The sequence below is a fragment of the Paenibacillus sp. MT124 genome, assembly GCF_058792755.1.
In genome coordinates, this window is sequence record NZ_CM179500.1 from 3,522,990 (window position 1) to 3,538,832 (window position 15,843).

The following is a 15,843-nucleotide window of genomic DNA, read 5'->3' on the forward strand; positions in this document are numbered from 1 at the left end:
CTACCGTTTTGCCATTCGAGATTGTTGTTCTCAGAGTCATCCCCCCATGAGGTAGCCTATATGAATAAGGCCCTCTTTTTTTGATAGCGCTTTCTTGTTCGTAATCATAAGAGGGATCTCTTAGCCACGTAAAGGTACACTTTACTCGATGAGGTACGATCCAAGGACAAAAAGGCTGAGAAGCCTGATATGGCTTTATTTTCGTAATGATTTTTTTGATGTTTCTGCTTGATTTGATATCATGATTGTGCCAGCTTCATTCCATTTTGTTCTCCATCTGGCGAAATGAACTAGGCAAGACCCCAAGGACTCGCTTGAAGGCTCTCCGGAACGAATGTGCGCTGTTGTATCCGGTAGTTAGAGCAATCTCATCGATCGTACGCTCAGTCTCACGGAGCAGTTCAGCAGCTTTGTTAATTCGTACCTTCTCCACATAGTCGGAAAGGTTCTCTCCGGTATACTCTTTGAATAATTGCGAGATATATTTTTCCGGTTTACCCATTTGTTCTGCAATGCGATATACCGTTAAGGTTGCATCCGCATAACGTTCCTGAATGAAAGCCATCGTTTCGTTGATAATTTCAGCATGCATATTGGATTTTTTGCGTTGTATGTCCAGGCAGACGTCTTTCGCCAGTTGATGAAACTTGTCCCGGAGTACGGTAACACTGTCCGTTACCTGAATAGCGGCAATCCGATTCTTAAACTCATCGACAAGTGCTTCGTCCAGCATGATTTTGGGTTCCAACTTCAGAAATGTTCCCTTCAATTCCACAACGAACTGCTGTGTCATGTCATAAGACAGCTCCCGCTCGGTAAAATTGCGGTGGAACAACTGATCCAGAACCCGATCCGATTCATCCATTTCACCCGCCTTCAGCGTATTGAGCAGACGCTGTTCGGACTCCATCGGATAGTAATACAATTCGGTTTCCTTGACGGTGTCCTCGAATCTCACCAGATGCTCTGTTCCCATATGAATGGCATATTCCATTGCTTGCCTGGCCTCGTTAAACGAACGGCCAACATCATTCCACACCTCATAAGAAGCACCCATTCCCACAGTGGTCGATACCCGGTATTCCCGGTAAACTGCATCCATCTGTTTGCTCAGTTCGGAAACCGTTGTGTGCATGGCTAAATCCGAGGGTTCAACACTAAGCGGTTGTACAAAAGCAATCTGGTCTGTTCCCCAGTCTGTTATCAAGATATCTGAATTCCATGTCGTCAAAGCTTCACGCACGATAAGCCTCGCGACGCTTAGTTCTTGAATAATTTCTTCACTATCGGGACTTCCATAACCGTCTACCTTCACAATTCCTACAACCCCTCGGCTCGTATGAAGAGGTATATCGGTCTGGGAAGAGAGCGCCTCCAACTCGGGGATGGTGTAAAACTCACCTGTCAGCAGACGTTTGATAAATCCATCCCGTAACATGGGAATCTGTTCATTTAATGCATTTTTAAGTACATGGTTATTGGTAATTAGGCTGGTGATATTGCTTGCCAAAAAATCATATTCGTTGCTTGTCTTTCCAGGCAGCCCTATATCCTGTTCCCGGAAGACCGACAGAAGCCGGTGAATCGGTGCGCTGTGTCGGTAAGCCAGCATTAGCCCAATCAATAATCCAATACCAAGTGTTGCTAGCGTAAAGGTTAAGGTAACCTGCTTGATCTGATCGGCCTTGACCATAAGCGCACCTTCGGGGATGCCAGCCATGTAATTCCAGCCATTTTGATTGGAGTGAATGGAAATGAGTAGCCGCCCGTCGTCCATTGGCATCACTTCATCGTTCTTATTAGCAGGCATACCTTTCAAGTTTTCCGCCTCGGCTTCATCTATACCACGCGAAAAAATAATCTCCCCACTCGAATCTGTCACCAATGTCCACCCCCCATATTGCTCCACAATAGGTTGAGTCAAACTCGCCATCTGATTCTCATCAATCATGACGCCAATGGTAGCCTGCGGCTTGTTGAAGCTGTTTAAAGGAAGCGACTGAAGAAACGTGATAGCTGGAGCGTTCGCAAACACATCACTTCGAATCTCCTTCTTATAATTTTGTAGGGGAATGATTTCATTTAAATGCGGCTTTTTTAATACGTTCTCTTTCCACTCTGCAAACGTGATGCCTTCCAGGCGGTTGGCAGCAAAATAATGTTCAGGTCGGTAGTAAACCGTCGTAGGCGTAATAATGACATTATAGTTAGGGATATAGATGAAGAAATGAGACAAATAATCATTCGTACTGCTGTACATGGACAGGCTGCGCTGCATGCGGCTCAAACCATAGACATTATTAACGTCATGCGGCTTGGGATCAGCTATTAAACGGTTTAAATCCTGGTTAATGGCCAGTTGTCTCGTGAAATCCTCAACCAGCATCAGATTTCGTTCAATAATTTCCTTGCTCAGGTTGAGCGATTTGAGGCTGTTCTCAATCGAGCTGGTCCTCGCTGCTTCAATGGATGTTCGATAGGAGGCATATCCGGCAATTTGAGGAATCATGAGAACAATAAGATACGAAATCATAAATCTGCGAAACAAAGGCGAGAATTTGGACCATAAGCGCTGCATATGTACCCCCTTCTTTCGTAAGCGTTTACAAAACTGTTTTGTTAATGATACACCTATCATTTGCACAAGGTGAAGGTACAACTTCTGCTTTTGGGTACAAATCCTTAAATTCCTACGTAAGACCGGCATCATTCACTGAAAAGTCCCTGCTATCTCCAACCTGTTGGTTCGTTAAGATAGTCCACTTTTATAAACGTTATTGCATTGTGTGGCGGTATTTTGTTTCTCACGTTTCACGCACTCAACCGGCCTAAGCCATAACGAAAAGAGCCGATCAGCTCGATCGGCTGTCTCCTTGCTTTTTTATGCAATCATTTGAGTTAGCTTAATCATGTATCACACTAACTCAATTAACTTCCTATCTATTTCTGCGATGTCACCTATCTCCGCTGTACCATCCCAAAGAATAATTGAAGAAGCTTCATCGTTTTCAACAAAATCATGAAGTTCGCACAGTTCTCCCATAAACAGAGCCCCATATTCTGTCCGTTCAGGTCCATGGAAACTTGGCTGAAGTTTAAACTTCATTAACCCTTTAAATTCAGCCGTGTCCATAGGTTGATTGGTTTCCTCAAACAATTCTCGAATGACACATTGCTCAGCGTTCTCACCGGATTCAATCATACCTCCTGGCAGTTCCCAGTTGTTTCTCCACTTATTATGCATAAGGAGGAACTTCCCTTGGCACTTCACCACAATTAGAGCATGGGTTAGTGGAGCATCCAGCTTCATTGTAATGAGCTTATCATACTCAATAGGATTAAATTCCAAAAGAATGTTGCCTTTTGAATCCGTCATGATTGCCATGTACACTCCTCCATTTCTGTTATAACAAAATAAAAAAACGCGCCAGACCTAAGTCCTGCGCATTGTATATCGCAGGATGGGAAGCGCATATAGCGTTAACCCATCCCCATTTTTTAAGGAATGGACTAACGCTCTTCATGATAATGATATTGTTTTAATTCTAAAATGAACATGGTCCATTCCCCTAATCACTGACGTATGGAAAGAATACCCACCATTGTACTTCAGAGTCAAGTATAAGTTTTGATGACCTATTTTTTTCTTTACGACCACCCAATTATGTGTTAGCTTTTATAACATTACCATTACGAAAGCGAGTGGGTTGAAGATGGATCTGCAGCATTTATTAACTATCCCCATTCTATCCAAAGCAAAGGTTATCGCCGGGCATCACGGCCTCAATCGCTTGGTACAATCCATTAATATTATGGATGCACCGGACATTGTACAATTCCTGAAACCAGGAGATATGCTGCTTACGAACGGCTATATACTGAAAGACCGCCCCGATGCTCATCTTGCATTCATTACGGATATGCATGCGATTGGATGTGCGGCACTTGCGATCAAGACACAACGCTTCTCTTTTGAATTATCTCCGCAACTGCTCGAGACAGCCGACAAGCTGGGGTTCCCGATTATCGAACTGTCTGAGATCGACAATACACTCGGTGAAATATTCCAGCATTCGATCAGCTCCATCCTTCAGAACAAAACTGATGAGCTCCACTACGCCTTGTCTATTCACAAGCAATTCTCCACGATGGTTATGCAAGGAAAAGGCATTCCATCTATTGTCGATACGTTGTCCCAGCTGCTATCTTCACCTGTATTGCTGCTGGACTCAAAGAAGCAGATTACGGCAATCTCCCATCATGCACAACATATAGATCCCTATTCTCTCGCTGCGCCTATACTGACATTTATACATGAGTACCCTTCCTTCCAGATTGCATCCTCGATCTGCCTGCTTACTGCCGATAAATATAGGCATACCGAGCTGCATCCCATCTTCACCGACCGACACGAGGGCTATTTGATTGCGATGTACGACAGCCCTGCAACCTCGAAGCTCTCCAGTCTGGCGTTAGAGCAAGCCGTTAATGTCATCGGTCTGGAATTAACCAAGAAACAGGCGGTCAAGGAGCGTTCACGCCGGTACAAGAATGAATATTTCTCCGATCTCATTCAGGGTTTCTTTCGTTCTGAACAAGAGGCGCTCCATCGCGGCAAAAAATATGGACTGAAGGCACAAGAGAGTTCGGTTCTCATCCTTGCCAAGATGGACGAATCTCTAGCGGCCAGGCCTAATCCGAACCTAGCTCCTATTAAGGAAGAGCGATACATCTCGGAACGAGACGCTTATTATGAGCTGATTAAACAGGCGTTCGCCAGACTGAATCTTACCTTCGTCATGTTCACGAAGAACGATCAGTTCGGCATTCTCGTCTTTTTGGGTGAATCGTCTTGGGATGAACAAACGGTCGTCCAGCAGCTTGAGAAATTAGCGAGTAATCTGTATACGGATTCGCAGCTCAGCGTTTCATTCGGAATAGGCAATCCCTATACAAACGTATTGGATATCGGACTTTGCTATAAAGAGGCAGTTAAGGCACTCCAATCCGGCTATCAGATGAAAAAGACCCGCTTCGTTCATTCCTATCAAACCATGGATATAAGCCGGTTGCTGCGCATGATTCCTTACGATGAGATTCTCCAGTTTCATCAAGAAACCTTCAAACCCTTCGCCGGACGGGATTCAAACGAACGTAGTGAACTTATGAAAACCTTATCCTCCTTCTATGAGAATCATTGCCAAATCGGCGATACAGCCAAAGAGTTGTTTGTCCATCGAAATACAGTTATCTATAGGCTGGAGAAATGTGAGAAACTGACGGGCAGGAACATCAAGGACCCGATGGAAAGTCTGCGCTTTCGCCTCGCCTTCGCACTTGAGTCTGTGTTGAATGCTAACCCATCCCCTAACGAAGCTCCCCATACATTTTAAATTGATAGCGTGTCATTTATAATGACACGTTTATTTTTGTTTTTCTCGTTTCATCGGTCACACTCTGTGCATTTTAACTGATTTGATTCTATTTTCATGTTTAACATGACTAATGACAATTGAAACGACAATCTTTATGATAAGAATACATCCAACGATGTTATATTAACTAACACAAATGAGAATCATTCATCAACGCTGGAGGAAAGGGGCTGCCCATTATGGCTATTCAAATACAAAGCGTCTCCAAATCATTCGTCAATGCAAACGGAGAAGATATTCAGGTACTGGCTGAGGTTTCAATGCAAATTAAGAAGCAGGAGTTCTTCAGTATCGTTGGGCCGAGCGGATGCGGCAAGAGCACCATTTTCAATATTATTGCGGGTCTGCTGAAGCCAACGAACGGCAAGGTTATCGTCTGCGGTCAAGAAATCGATCAGACAACCGGACATGTCGGCTATATGATGCAAAAAGATCTACTGCTTCCTTGGAGGAGTATTCTGGACAATGTCACGCTAGGCTTGGAAGTGAAAGGCATGCCCAAAAAGGACCGCGACGGTATTGCCATGGATTATCTGGATCGTTACGGGCTGGCTTCATTCGCCGGTGCTTATCCCTCCACATTGTCCGGCGGAATGCGCCAGCGTGTAGCCCTTATACGTACTCTCGTTACACAGCCCGATATTATATTACTGGATGAGCCCTTCTCCGCACTGGATTATCAGACCAGACTCATTCTGGAAGACGAAATCTTATCTATCCTGAAATCCGAAGGCAAGACCGGAGTTCTTATCACTCATGACATCGAGGAAGCGATCGCCATCTCCGACCGCATCGCTGTCATGAGCAAAAGACCTACGACCGTGAAGCAAGTGTATGACATCGGTCTCGCTTCACAGTACGGTTCAGCACTAAAAGCCCGTTCCGACCCCAAGTTCAAGCAGTATTTTGAATCAATCTGGTCGGAGCTCGATATTCAAATGGGGAGGATCAGCTAATGAAGAGTACATCACCTGAAATGTCCCTAACGAAGGACCATACTGGGGTTGCGAAAAATAAAACCAAACGCAAACAATCGCCTTTCACCAAAGAATGGACGATGACGATGATATGGCGGTTCATTATTGTTGCAGTCATCCTGGTGATATGGGAAGCTGCAGTCCAGCTAAAGCTGGTAAACGGTTTCCTGATGGGATCGCCGAGTGCCATTCTTGATGCCGCTATCACCATGTTCAGCTCAGGTCAACTTTTTACAGATGTTCTAGCCACGGTTAATGCCACCATTATCGGATTTGTGGCGGGAAGTCTATTTGGCTCTTTGGCAGGACTACTCATGTGGTACTCCAAGACCGTCGCCAGGGTGCTTGATCCATTCATTGTAGCGCTGAACGGCATCCCGAAGATTGCTCTAGCTCCCATGATTATCATCTGGTTCGGTTCGGGCATCTTTTCCAAGATTGTTCTTGCCTCCGTGGCAACGTTTATTGTAGCGTTGTTATCCGCTTATCAGGCGACTCACCAAATTGATGAATCCCAGATTAATCTCATGAAATCCTTCGGAGCGAAGAAATCACAAATTTTCCGCAAAATTATTATTCCCTCCTCTCTGCCTTGGATCATCTCCGCCTTCCGTATCAATATTGGCTTGGCACTCGTATCTGTCGTAGGCGGAGAATTCATTTCTTCAGACAAAGGTCTCGGCCATATGGTATTTGTCGAAGGCAACTTGTTCAACCTTCCGGCCGTGTGGGTCGGCGTGTTCATGCTTATGCTCGTTGCCATGCTGCTCTACACCTGTGTCAGTTATATGGAGTCACGCCTCCTTCCATGGAATGACACTAAAAACAGCAGCAAGTCCACATCCGTATAAACAACTTACACCATAAAAGGAGCCTGATGACCAATGCAAACTTTCAAAAAGATAGCTATTCTATCAACGATGACCCTTTTATTGACTGCACTACTCAGTGCATGTGGAAGCAATGCGAAGTCTGTGAATGGAACAGACGCCATGGCGAGCGGAGGGCAAGAAGATAACAAGTTGGATACGATCATGGTTTCCGAGGTGTATCACAACCTGCTCTACCTTCCACTGTATGTAGCAAACAATCAAGGATTCCTAGAGCAGAATCGCATTGAGCTATCCTCGATCCGTGCTGCCGGAAGTGGGCCAACCGCCTTGTCTTCGGTCATCTCAGGCGAATCCGCATTCTCCTTTCACGGTCCTGAGCATGTCGCATTTGCTAATGCAAAAGGTGGAGATGCTCGCTCACTGGTCCTTCTATCGGGCAGCGCTCCCGTATGGGCGGTTGCGCGTGAAGGAGTAACCGTGAGCTCGCCAGAGGAATTCAAAGGTAAAACCATCGTTGTTGGGTTGGCACCCACAAGTTCCAACAGCTTAATGCGAAAGCTGTTCGAAGACAATAACATCGATATCGACAAGGATGTCACGATCACGGAGGTTCAGAATGGATCCGAACTTGGTGCCGTATTAGCCGGCAAAGCCGATATTGCATTCGTGTATGAGCCTCAGCTTGATCAAGGAATTGCTGAGGGACTGCACATCGTCCATGATTTCACGAAGGATTATCCTGACTTTGCTTTTGCAACAATGAATACAACCACAAGCTTCATTGAGAAAAATCCAGATCTCACCAAGCGCTTCGTCACCTCTATAGAGCAAGCATTGGACTACATTCACTCGAATCCTGAGGGCGCTAAGGCAGTCGCGGTAAAGGAATTCCCAAATCTGGACAAAAAAGTCGTGGAGCAAGCCGTACAACGCATGATTGAGAGCAAGGTATACCCCGCTGATGGGCATATCAATGAATCAGCCTTTGAGGCCGCGATCGGTATGCAGCGCTTCATTGGCAATCTGAAAGAAGACCTGGCTTACGAGGATATTATCGATGCAAGTTTCACCAAATAGAGAGAGAAAGGTTGATTACTCTGAATCAGGACGACTATCTCACCCACCGACGCACTGAAGATGCCAAATATGCGAATGGAGTTATTACGAGCGAGGAGCTTGCCCTTTTCACAGCAGACTTGAAACTGATTCGCAGCTTCAAGCTGCCTGAAGTAATAGGACCCAATTCCCCTTACAGGAGAGTGCCTCTGCGATGATTACGAAACCACTTAACGAGCTGTCGATCACCGAATCGGCCGAACTGATTAAGAACAAGATGATATCTCCTGTCGAGCTCACACAGTCCTATTTGAAACGGATTGAAGAGGTGGAGCCAGCTGTGCAAGCCTTTGTTACTATTACTGCTGAGCAAGCCTTGCAGGCCGCAAAAGAATCGGAACACAAGCTGATGAATGGCGATTATCTCGGTCCACTGCATGGCATCCCATACGGAGCCAAGGACATTATCCATACTGCAGGCATACGTACCACGGCTGGATCAAGCACTTATCCAGACTTCATACCTGAGACCAATGCAACGGTGATTGGTAAATTACAAACGGCTGGCGCTATCTTGCTCGGCAAGACCACAACGACAGAATATGCCTTTCAGGGGGGAGAGCCACCAACTCGCAATCCATGGAATATGGAGCATACCCCAGGCGGTTCCAGCTCTGGCTCTGCCGCTGCAGTAGCGGCTGGCATGGCTTCCTTCACACTTGGAACTCAGACCTTCGGTTCCCTGCTAAGACCTGCATCTTACAACGGGTTAACCTGTATGAAATCCACATATGGCAGAGTTAGCCGCAATGGTGTCATAACCGCAAGTTGGAGCCTTGACCATGTGGGCGCCTTCACTCGATCGGCACAAGATAACGCAATTGTTCTTGAAGCCTTAGCCGGACAAGATGAGCTGGACCCTTTCACGCTGCCTCACGGCAAGCCGGATTTAACAAGCGCTCTTATGCATCCTATTTCGGGAATGGTTATCGGTTTGCCAAGCAGCTTTTTTCACACGGATGAACCGGCGATCATGGCAGCCATTGAGTCGGCAATAGCTGTACTTGAGAAGATGGGCATGCACACGAAGAAGGTTGATCTGCCTCCTTATATGGAAGAGACTTTTGCTGCTCACCGCACGGTGATGCGGGCAGAAGCTGCCGCCTTTCATCAGGAACGCTTCGCAGAAGCCGCTGATCGTTACGGCCCTACGATGCGGGAGCAGCTTGAGCTCGGCTACCAGACGAGTGCCGTTGATTATTTGCAGGCACAGCGCATCCGAACGTTATTCCGCAGCGAGATGATGAGGCTTTTCGATGAGGTCGATGTTCTATTAACGCCATCAACTCCGTATGTGGCTCCCTATGGCTACAAGACAGGCAGCCCGATCTTTAACGGACCCTTTACCAATACCGGTCTACCGTCCATCACGGTTCCTATCGGATTTGATTCAACCTCCGGGAAGCACTTGCCTATCGGCATGCAGCTCTCTGGCCCACACATGAGAGAAGACCGTTTGTTGTCCATCGCTCATCATTATCAGCAAACTACGGAATGGCATCTTGCAACGCCAAGCCTAAACTCGCACTAGGAAAGGATTGATAGCTACGATGTCTACCATCATACACACAAGCGCAGCACCCCAATTCCCGCTCCCCTTCTCACACGCTGTCCGCGCAGGAGATTTTGTCTACGTCGCAGGTCAGGTAGGCGTTGATCCGCAGACGCTTGATCCAATTGGCGGCATTAAGGAGCAGACGGAACAGTGCATTCGCAATATAGAAGTTATCCTCCAGGAAGCGGGCCTCACACTCGATCATATCGTTAAGGCAACTACTCATCTGGCGCGAGTAGAAGATCAGGCCGAATACAACGAAGTATACAAGCGAATGATGAAAGAGCCCTATCCTGCCCGTATTACCGTATTCAGCGGATTAGGCCCGTACTTGATTGAGATGGAAGTGTTGGCGTACGCCCCTTCGGTGCGGGGAGAGTAGTACACCGCCTAGAGATGCCCCAAAATCTTCAAAATTCAATTAAGGAAAACAAAAAAATAAAGAAGGATTTAAAAAGGGGCGAAGCATTGCTCTAAGCTGCTTCGTCCCTTTCACGATATACGAAAATTCAGTTTGGCGTTCATCTAAGCTATACGTTTCTATAGATATGAATATCTATTCCAGTATTCGAAGGTATGCCTTCGCCCATTAGTTCATCATTGTTCAAATAGGACAGTGCTTGGCTGTTCGTGATGATTTTAGGAGAGGTTCGAAACAATATATTCTCCAGTTTCTCATCGAACATTCCATTATTCTCGACATACATTTTACAAGCTTCACCTGTAAAATCCTTACCTTGAAGCATGTATCTTGCAGATAAGCTATGCCGACCGCCATTCGGGCCAATAATTTGAGTATCTACCCCTCCAGGAAGAATGTCACCTTCGAAATATTTTCCTGTGACATGGCCACCAAAAGAAATCATGACTACGGAGTCGCCATCATTATTGTTGGAGAGATCCATAGTATCCCCTATCGCAACATGTACCGTGAATACTTTTTCCCATGCCATGAAATTCACCTGCTTTTTAAGTATAGAGTCATCTACAATTTAATCGTTAACAGCATCTGTTGAACTGAAATGTCCTTAAATGGCCGTTATAAATGCGTAGACAAAACCTTATAACATATCTTCTTATATTAAATATTAGATCACAAGCAAACTTCAATCTTCAATTTAATGCCACACAGCGGAAGGCACTGATTGCAATTCGATACTAGAGGACAGCCCAATTTTATCAATTCAACATAATGGTGTACCATTCCTCCAAATGATTACAAATCTATATTTTCTGTTTCTCCACCATCTTGTAATATATCCCCTTTCGAATCTGTAACTCATCCGGACTGCCTTGCTCAACAATTTGTCCCTTTTCAATCACCAGGATGTAATCAGCATTCTTTACGGTGGAGAGTCGGTGTGCTATGACCAATATCGTCTGCTTCCCCTTAAGGTTTAACAAGGTATTATTCAAATCACTCTCCGTCATGGCATCCAGAGCAGAAGTGTACTCATCCAGCATCAGGATTCGAGATTCATTCATAAATGCCCTGGCCAATAGAATTCGTTGGATTTCTCCACCTGAGAGATTCTCTCCATTGTTCTCCACCATTTTGTCATATTGTTCAGGTATGGCTTGTACAAATGACTGAACATGAGTAACTCCAACAGCTGTATTGAACCTTAACCAAGCGTCATCATCCATTTCTTCTTTTTGCAGCGGATAAATAATGTTTTCTAAGATAGTCTTATTCCACAGCACTCCCTTTTGCGGAGAGTAGCCAACATATTTTCTTAATTCATGTATATCCAGTTCTTTAATTGAGACTCCGTCCAGTAAGATCTCCCCGTCATCTGGCTCTATGTACCTGTGGATAAGTTCAAAGATGGTAGATTTCCCTGAGCCACTTAATCCAACAATACCGACGAAATCTCCTGGTTCAATATTCAAATTGAAGTTGGAAATACCGAAGGAGTCCTCGGTGGCATAACGATACGATACATTTCTCATCTGAAGGCGCGGGATTCGGGTATAATCCGGAACTTCAGCCCCTGATTGGGTCTTTTCTAATTCAAGTATTTCATTCAAGTTATTCACGATCACTTTCATACGGCTCATATCGATATTTAACGTAAAAAGCGTCTTGAATATGCCATACAACCTTGGAAGTATAACAATAAATGCCAGCAACGTACCTGGTGAAATTTGACCGTTCAGAATCAGGTACAGACTATAGCCATAAATGATACCTGTAATCAAAGAAATAACCGTGTCAGCAACAAGATTTATGATGATATGATGGAAAACCCTGGACTGCTTTGAAACCTTCCAGGCTTCGTCGTTCCAGTTGCTCCACCTCTTTTTCTCCGCCTGAAGCCCGTTAGACATATGTACCGCTTTTAAATTATAAAATAGATCATTCAAATAACGTATTCCCTTTTCCAAAATGTCATAATAGTGCTTATCCAGCCTTTCCGTCTTGTTTCTGAAACGCTTGAAGCCATACATAAACACAGGAAATGAAATCATCGCAACTAACGTTAGTTCAACACTCATAGAGAGCATAATCCACAAAGTAGCAATCAACAATATGCCATTTGATACGACCGACATGATGGTGTCTACCACATAAATTTCACATAACACCCCCACTTGTGAGGTGATCCGGTTAATAATTTCTCCCCTTCCGATGCTGTCCACATTTCTTGGTCGGGTCTGCAGTAATTGAGAAAACAGGCGGAGGCGAAGGTTCTTGGATAAATGATTCCCCAACTCATTGTTATAATATGAGGTAACGCCGTTCAAAGCGGCAAATACAATGGGAATGAGCATAAGCAGCACAATATAGAGTGCAGCCTTCCCGATTTGCTTTCCTAGTAGGATACTGTCAAATAAATCTTTAAAAAGGAGCGGTTGAGCGATGGAGACTACTGAAGCCGAGATATTAAACAATAAAATTAAAAAAATCATTTTTTTACTTTTAAACAATATCTCTACAATCTCTGTCCGAGTTGGATTCATAGGATAGCCCCCTATGGATAGCTTGTCTGCCTCATCGTGATGGAAAAATCACTTTAAAACTTAGTAAAACCTCCTATTGGAACAAGTAATACTAGCTTGCTTGTTATAAGAGGTTTTAGAATCGGGTTAATGATCTCGTTTCTCGTTAGCTCAAAGACTCTGTAATCGATATTAGCCAATCACGGCTGCTTTCCTCGGCCGCGACTTCACACTGTAACGCCTTCCCCGTAGTCGGTCCTACCTCTGCCCAAACCAATCTCTGTAATTCATTGTCTCCGATGTAAATGGCTTCGCTCGAACGAATTGTTAACTTCTCAATCGTTTGTTTCTCTAGATCAGGTACCTGAATACGACTTTTTGTCGTTCCAAAAATCCGGAATTGAAATACCGTTTCATCTTTACGATATAATAAACTGACACCAACCAACGTGTCATTTGGTTTGAGATCTCTCACAACGTCTTTGCCGGTTTCCGAACTCTCCATAGCCATTTCATCGATTTCTTCCTCTGTCAGATTGTCAAATCCATAATAAACCTGAATATCCATCACATTAGCATCGGCAGGAAATACGGGCTCCCATGGAGATAGTTTTGCCATTAACTCTGTAACACCTCCCGACCACTTCACTGCTCCGTAATTTGTTTGCTGACTGATTTTTTTATCACCGGCTAGATATATCCCTTTTCCCATCCCAGGTTTTAATTGGCGAACAATGCGTTCAATGGTATTCTCCTCTTGAGATGAATCGATATTTACAATGGCTAACACTTCTCCCTCTTCATTCCTCATTTCCAAAGTCTACACTCTCCTTGTAAGGTAGTAAGCACGCAGCTTCAAAATCATGAGTAACCCCCATCCCAGGAACCGATTAGCGATTCCTGGGATGGGGGCTTGGCTAATTATTCTCTACATTGTCATAACAGTACACTTATTGGACTGCAGTGACATTAATGTTATCAATATTTGGCCCTTCTGTACCGGTAGTGACCACTTTAATCGTATTGGTTCCCGCGTTCATGGGGACCTGAATGATTTTTTCACTCCAGGTCGACCAGCTGCCTGTTGCCGGGAAGGGTTCGTTGCTGATGACTTTGGTTCCGTTAACGAAAATGTCGAGATTACGCGTTCCGCTTTCCTGGGCGTAACGAAATTTCACGTTTTTGGTACCTGTTATCGTGTTATTGATGGCATTCCATTGAATGGCCGAACCTGTATACGCATTAAAGTTCACGTATCCAGTACCAGTGTATCCCGGGTAGAGAGTCTCGATAACGGCATCAGTAAGTGTAGTGCCCGTTTCCGCCTCGTACGTGGTTCCGCTGCCTGGAGTGACACTACCACCGGTAATGTTGGCTACAAACGTTGTTACGCTTTGGGCGGGCAGTTGTGCTGTAAAGGCTCCGCCTGACACCGTAATCGGTGCTCCGCTTGCCAGGTTTCGGCTGCTATCTGTAACCCAAGAGGATACAGTGGAAGCGTTACCATTCTGCAGGACAAATTTTTGGCTTACAGCCGAGGTGCCGCGATTAATCGCCACAATGACTGCCTTATTATCGCCTTTATAGGCTGAAACGAAAGTATTGGTATCCGGATTTTTGGTTGCATCGACTCGGTAATAGCCTGGTCGCACGAATTTGGAGAAGTGGGCCATATTATATCCACGTTTGCTAATGCTTCCATCCTCATTCATTGGGCCATACTGTCTCCGAATGTACCACCATACATAAGCCTGGAAATCCCCTTCAACCATGGCATTATGCATATGGTAAGATACGTCCAATGCCTCAGGCCAACGGTCTGACGAGTTGTTATCGCTGTTCGGGTAATACACTTCGGTCATCCACAGTTCTTTGCCGGCTCCCTTTTGCTTAAAGAGCGGGTATGCGAAATCTTTGAACTGTGTCCCGTACGTATGTGCTCCCAGAATGTCCATATTGGCGAGTGCCTGAGGATCATTCAGAATCGGGTCAGACATGTTTTTCAAATACTGGAACGATTCGGGTGCCATAACCTTGGTATTCTGAATGGATCCCGCATTCTCCTTCATGAAACGAAGCATCTCCTGCGGTGTCCACCAGGTCCATTCATGGGCATAATCCGGCTCATTTTGTACCGAAATGGCATACAGATTTACACCGTTATCTTTCATATAAGTGACAAAGTCGTTCAGATGCTGCGCGTACGCGGCATATTTGTCGTATCTCAATCGTTTGGCGTTTGTATCCCCGTTGCGATTGAAGGTTTCGACCATGTCGCTTGGCGGATTCCAGGGAGAAGCGAATACGAGCGCGCCTTGCTCTATGGCTCTTTTCGCGGTAGCCACCTCCCTGTACCAGTTATTTCGATTTTCGTCGACATAGATTCTCAGTATGGAAAAACCCAGCTGGTTCGCTCCGTTGCCAAAGGCGGTTTCACGCTGAGCTGCCGTCAAGTCGCCAATCCAGGCTGGGTGGTTAATGCCTCCAAACCCCTTGATAAGCTGTTTTTCGGAAGACAAATTAATGTTGGCATCACTTGCTGCTGATACGTGTGTCGGCGTTAACATTAGAGGCAGGGCTGTTAAACAGGCCAACAGAACATGAACTGATTTTTTTAAATTCATCTTAAATTTCAATATCTTCACCTTCCTCAAATTATTATAAATTGAAAGCGGATACAAGAAAATCAACTTGTCCAGCAGCGAATAGAAATTCCCGTACCAACCCCTTTCAAATCAAAAACAAAAACTAGATTTTATTTGTAAATCTTACTATATTATTCATTCAGCTAAAACCTGACAAATTATAGGATATTTCTTACAGCATAAGTTGCAGATATAGTAAATCACTAGATCAGCAGCTTGGCAGATGTCAAAGCTATAAAAAAAAGACCCCTAAAAAATTTAGGAGTCATCTGTTAAGCACTTCACAACCTCAAGGTTGGTTCTCCAACTGTTTACTACAAAGGTCTTAATTCAGCATTG

At 44.9% G+C, this 15,843-nt stretch carries 13 protein-coding genes; 7 read left to right on the plus strand and 6 right to left on the minus strand.

Going from position 1 to position 15,843, the window contains the following annotated elements; all coding sequences use genetic code 11:
- Positions 1-256 precede the first annotated feature (256 nt).
- Positions 257-2,578 (minus strand): helix-turn-helix domain-containing protein, encoded by a 2,322-nt coding sequence (locus AC3RCI_RS16020; RefSeq protein WP_492525431.1) that lies wholly within the window; start codon positions 2,576-2,578, stop codon positions 257-259.
- Positions 2,579-2,914: 336 nt separating this feature from the next.
- The gene (locus AC3RCI_RS16025) at positions 2,915-3,385 is read right to left on the minus strand and encodes an NUDIX domain-containing protein (protein WP_492473367.1); all 471 of its coding nucleotides are present in this window, start codon (positions 3,383-3,385) and stop codon (positions 2,915-2,917) included.
- 328 nt (positions 3,386-3,713) lie between these two features.
- On the opposite strand from AC3RCI_RS16025, the gene AC3RCI_RS16030 reads away from it, so the two are divergent.
- The 7 genes from AC3RCI_RS16030 to AC3RCI_RS16060 all read left to right on the plus strand — a co-directional run bounded on the left by AC3RCI_RS16030 (position 3,714) and on the right by AC3RCI_RS16060 (position 10,298).
- Entirely contained in the window at positions 3,714-5,393 is a 1,680-nt protein-coding gene (locus AC3RCI_RS16030; protein ID WP_492525433.1) for a PucR family transcriptional regulator, read from the plus strand.
- 221 nt (positions 5,394-5,614) lie between these two features.
- The gene (locus AC3RCI_RS16035; protein WP_127536996.1) at positions 5,615-6,391 is read left to right on the plus strand and encodes an ABC transporter ATP-binding protein; all 777 of its coding nucleotides are present in this window, start codon (positions 5,615-5,617) and stop codon (positions 6,389-6,391) included.
- On the plus strand, positions 6,391-7,263 hold the full coding sequence (locus AC3RCI_RS16040) for an ABC transporter permease (RefSeq protein WP_492525435.1): 873 nt from the start codon (positions 6,391-6,393) through the stop codon (positions 7,261-7,263). Before AC3RCI_RS16035 ends, AC3RCI_RS16040 begins: the two co-directional genes overlap by 1 nt.
- Before the next feature lie 33 nt (positions 7,264-7,296).
- Positions 7,297-8,322, plus strand: a complete 1,026-nt coding sequence (locus tag AC3RCI_RS16045; RefSeq protein WP_492525436.1) for an ABC transporter substrate-binding protein — start codon at positions 7,297-7,299, stop codon at positions 8,320-8,322.
- Positions 8,323-8,333: 11 nt separating this feature from the next.
- A complete protein-coding gene (locus AC3RCI_RS16050; protein WP_336781709.1) occupies positions 8,334-8,519 on the plus strand; it encodes a hypothetical protein in 186 nt (61 codons plus the stop codon).
- On the plus strand, positions 8,516-9,892 hold the full coding sequence (locus tag AC3RCI_RS16055; RefSeq protein ID WP_492525438.1) for an amidase: 1,377 nt from the start codon (positions 8,516-8,518) through the stop codon (positions 9,890-9,892). The genes AC3RCI_RS16050 and AC3RCI_RS16055 overlap by 4 nt, the downstream gene beginning before the upstream one ends.
- Before the next feature lie 19 nt (positions 9,893-9,911).
- On the plus strand, positions 9,912-10,298 hold the full coding sequence (locus AC3RCI_RS16060; protein WP_154894077.1) for a RidA family protein: 387 nt from the start codon (positions 9,912-9,914) through the stop codon (positions 10,296-10,298).
- A 148-nt stretch (positions 10,299-10,446) separates the two neighbouring features.
- Here the strand turns inward: AC3RCI_RS16060 and AC3RCI_RS16065 are convergent, their stop codons facing one another.
- The 4 genes from AC3RCI_RS16065 to xynC all read right to left on the minus strand — a co-directional run bounded on the left by AC3RCI_RS16065 (position 10,447) and on the right by xynC (position 15,483).
- The gene (locus AC3RCI_RS16065) at positions 10,447-10,869 is read right to left on the minus strand and encodes a DUF3237 family protein (RefSeq protein ID WP_492525440.1); all 423 of its coding nucleotides are present in this window, start codon (positions 10,867-10,869) and stop codon (positions 10,447-10,449) included.
- A 271-nt stretch (positions 10,870-11,140) separates the two neighbouring features.
- The gene (locus AC3RCI_RS16070) at positions 11,141-12,880 is read right to left on the minus strand and encodes an ABC transporter ATP-binding protein (protein ID WP_492525442.1); all 1,740 of its coding nucleotides are present in this window, start codon (positions 12,878-12,880) and stop codon (positions 11,141-11,143) included.
- 145 nt (positions 12,881-13,025) lie between these two features.
- Positions 13,026-13,676, minus strand: a complete 651-nt coding sequence (locus AC3RCI_RS16075; protein ID WP_492525444.1) for a hypothetical protein — start codon at positions 13,674-13,676, stop codon at positions 13,026-13,028.
- A gap of 133 nt (positions 13,677-13,809) precedes the next feature.
- Positions 13,810-15,483: a glucuronoarabinoxylan endo-1,4-beta-xylanase XynC gene (gene xynC, locus AC3RCI_RS16080; RefSeq protein ID WP_492529921.1), complete on the minus strand. Its 1,674-nt coding sequence runs from the start codon at positions 15,481-15,483 to the stop codon at positions 13,810-13,812.
- Positions 15,484-15,843: the final 360 nt, after the last annotated feature.

What these genes read in the sequence shown, in the direction of transcription:
- AC3RCI_RS16020 (WP_492525431.1), bottom strand. Translation starts at nt 2,578, where the DNA reads ATGCAGCGCTTATGGTCCAAATTCTCGCCTTTGTTTCGCAGATTTATG.
- AC3RCI_RS16025 (WP_492473367.1), bottom strand. Translation starts at nt 3,385, where the DNA reads ATGGCAATCATGACGGATTCAAAAGGCAACATTCTTTTGGAATTTAAT.
- AC3RCI_RS16030 (WP_492525433.1), top strand. Translation starts at nt 3,714, where the DNA reads ATGGATCTGCAGCATTTATTAACTATCCCCATTCTATCCAAAGCAAAG.
- AC3RCI_RS16035 (WP_127536996.1), top strand. Translation starts at nt 5,615, where the DNA reads ATGGCTATTCAAATACAAAGCGTCTCCAAATCATTCGTCAATGCAAAC.
- AC3RCI_RS16040 (WP_492525435.1), top strand. Translation starts at nt 6,391, where the DNA reads ATGAAGAGTACATCACCTGAAATGTCCCTAACGAAGGACCATACTGGG.
- AC3RCI_RS16045 (WP_492525436.1), top strand. Translation starts at nt 7,297, where the DNA reads ATGCAAACTTTCAAAAAGATAGCTATTCTATCAACGATGACCCTTTTA.
- AC3RCI_RS16055 (WP_492525438.1), top strand. Translation starts at nt 8,516, where the DNA reads ATGATTACGAAACCACTTAACGAGCTGTCGATCACCGAATCGGCCGAA.
- AC3RCI_RS16060 (WP_154894077.1), top strand. Translation starts at nt 9,912, where the DNA reads ATGTCTACCATCATACACACAAGCGCAGCACCCCAATTCCCGCTCCCC.
- AC3RCI_RS16065 (WP_492525440.1), bottom strand. Translation starts at nt 10,869, where the DNA reads ATGGCATGGGAAAAAGTATTCACGGTACATGTTGCGATAGGGGATACT.
- AC3RCI_RS16070 (WP_492525442.1), bottom strand. Translation starts at nt 12,880, where the DNA reads ATGAATCCAACTCGGACAGAGATTGTAGAGATATTGTTTAAAAGTAAA.
- xynC (WP_492529921.1), bottom strand. Translation starts at nt 15,483, where the DNA reads ATGAATTTAAAAAAATCAGTTCATGTTCTGTTGGCCTGTTTAACAGCC.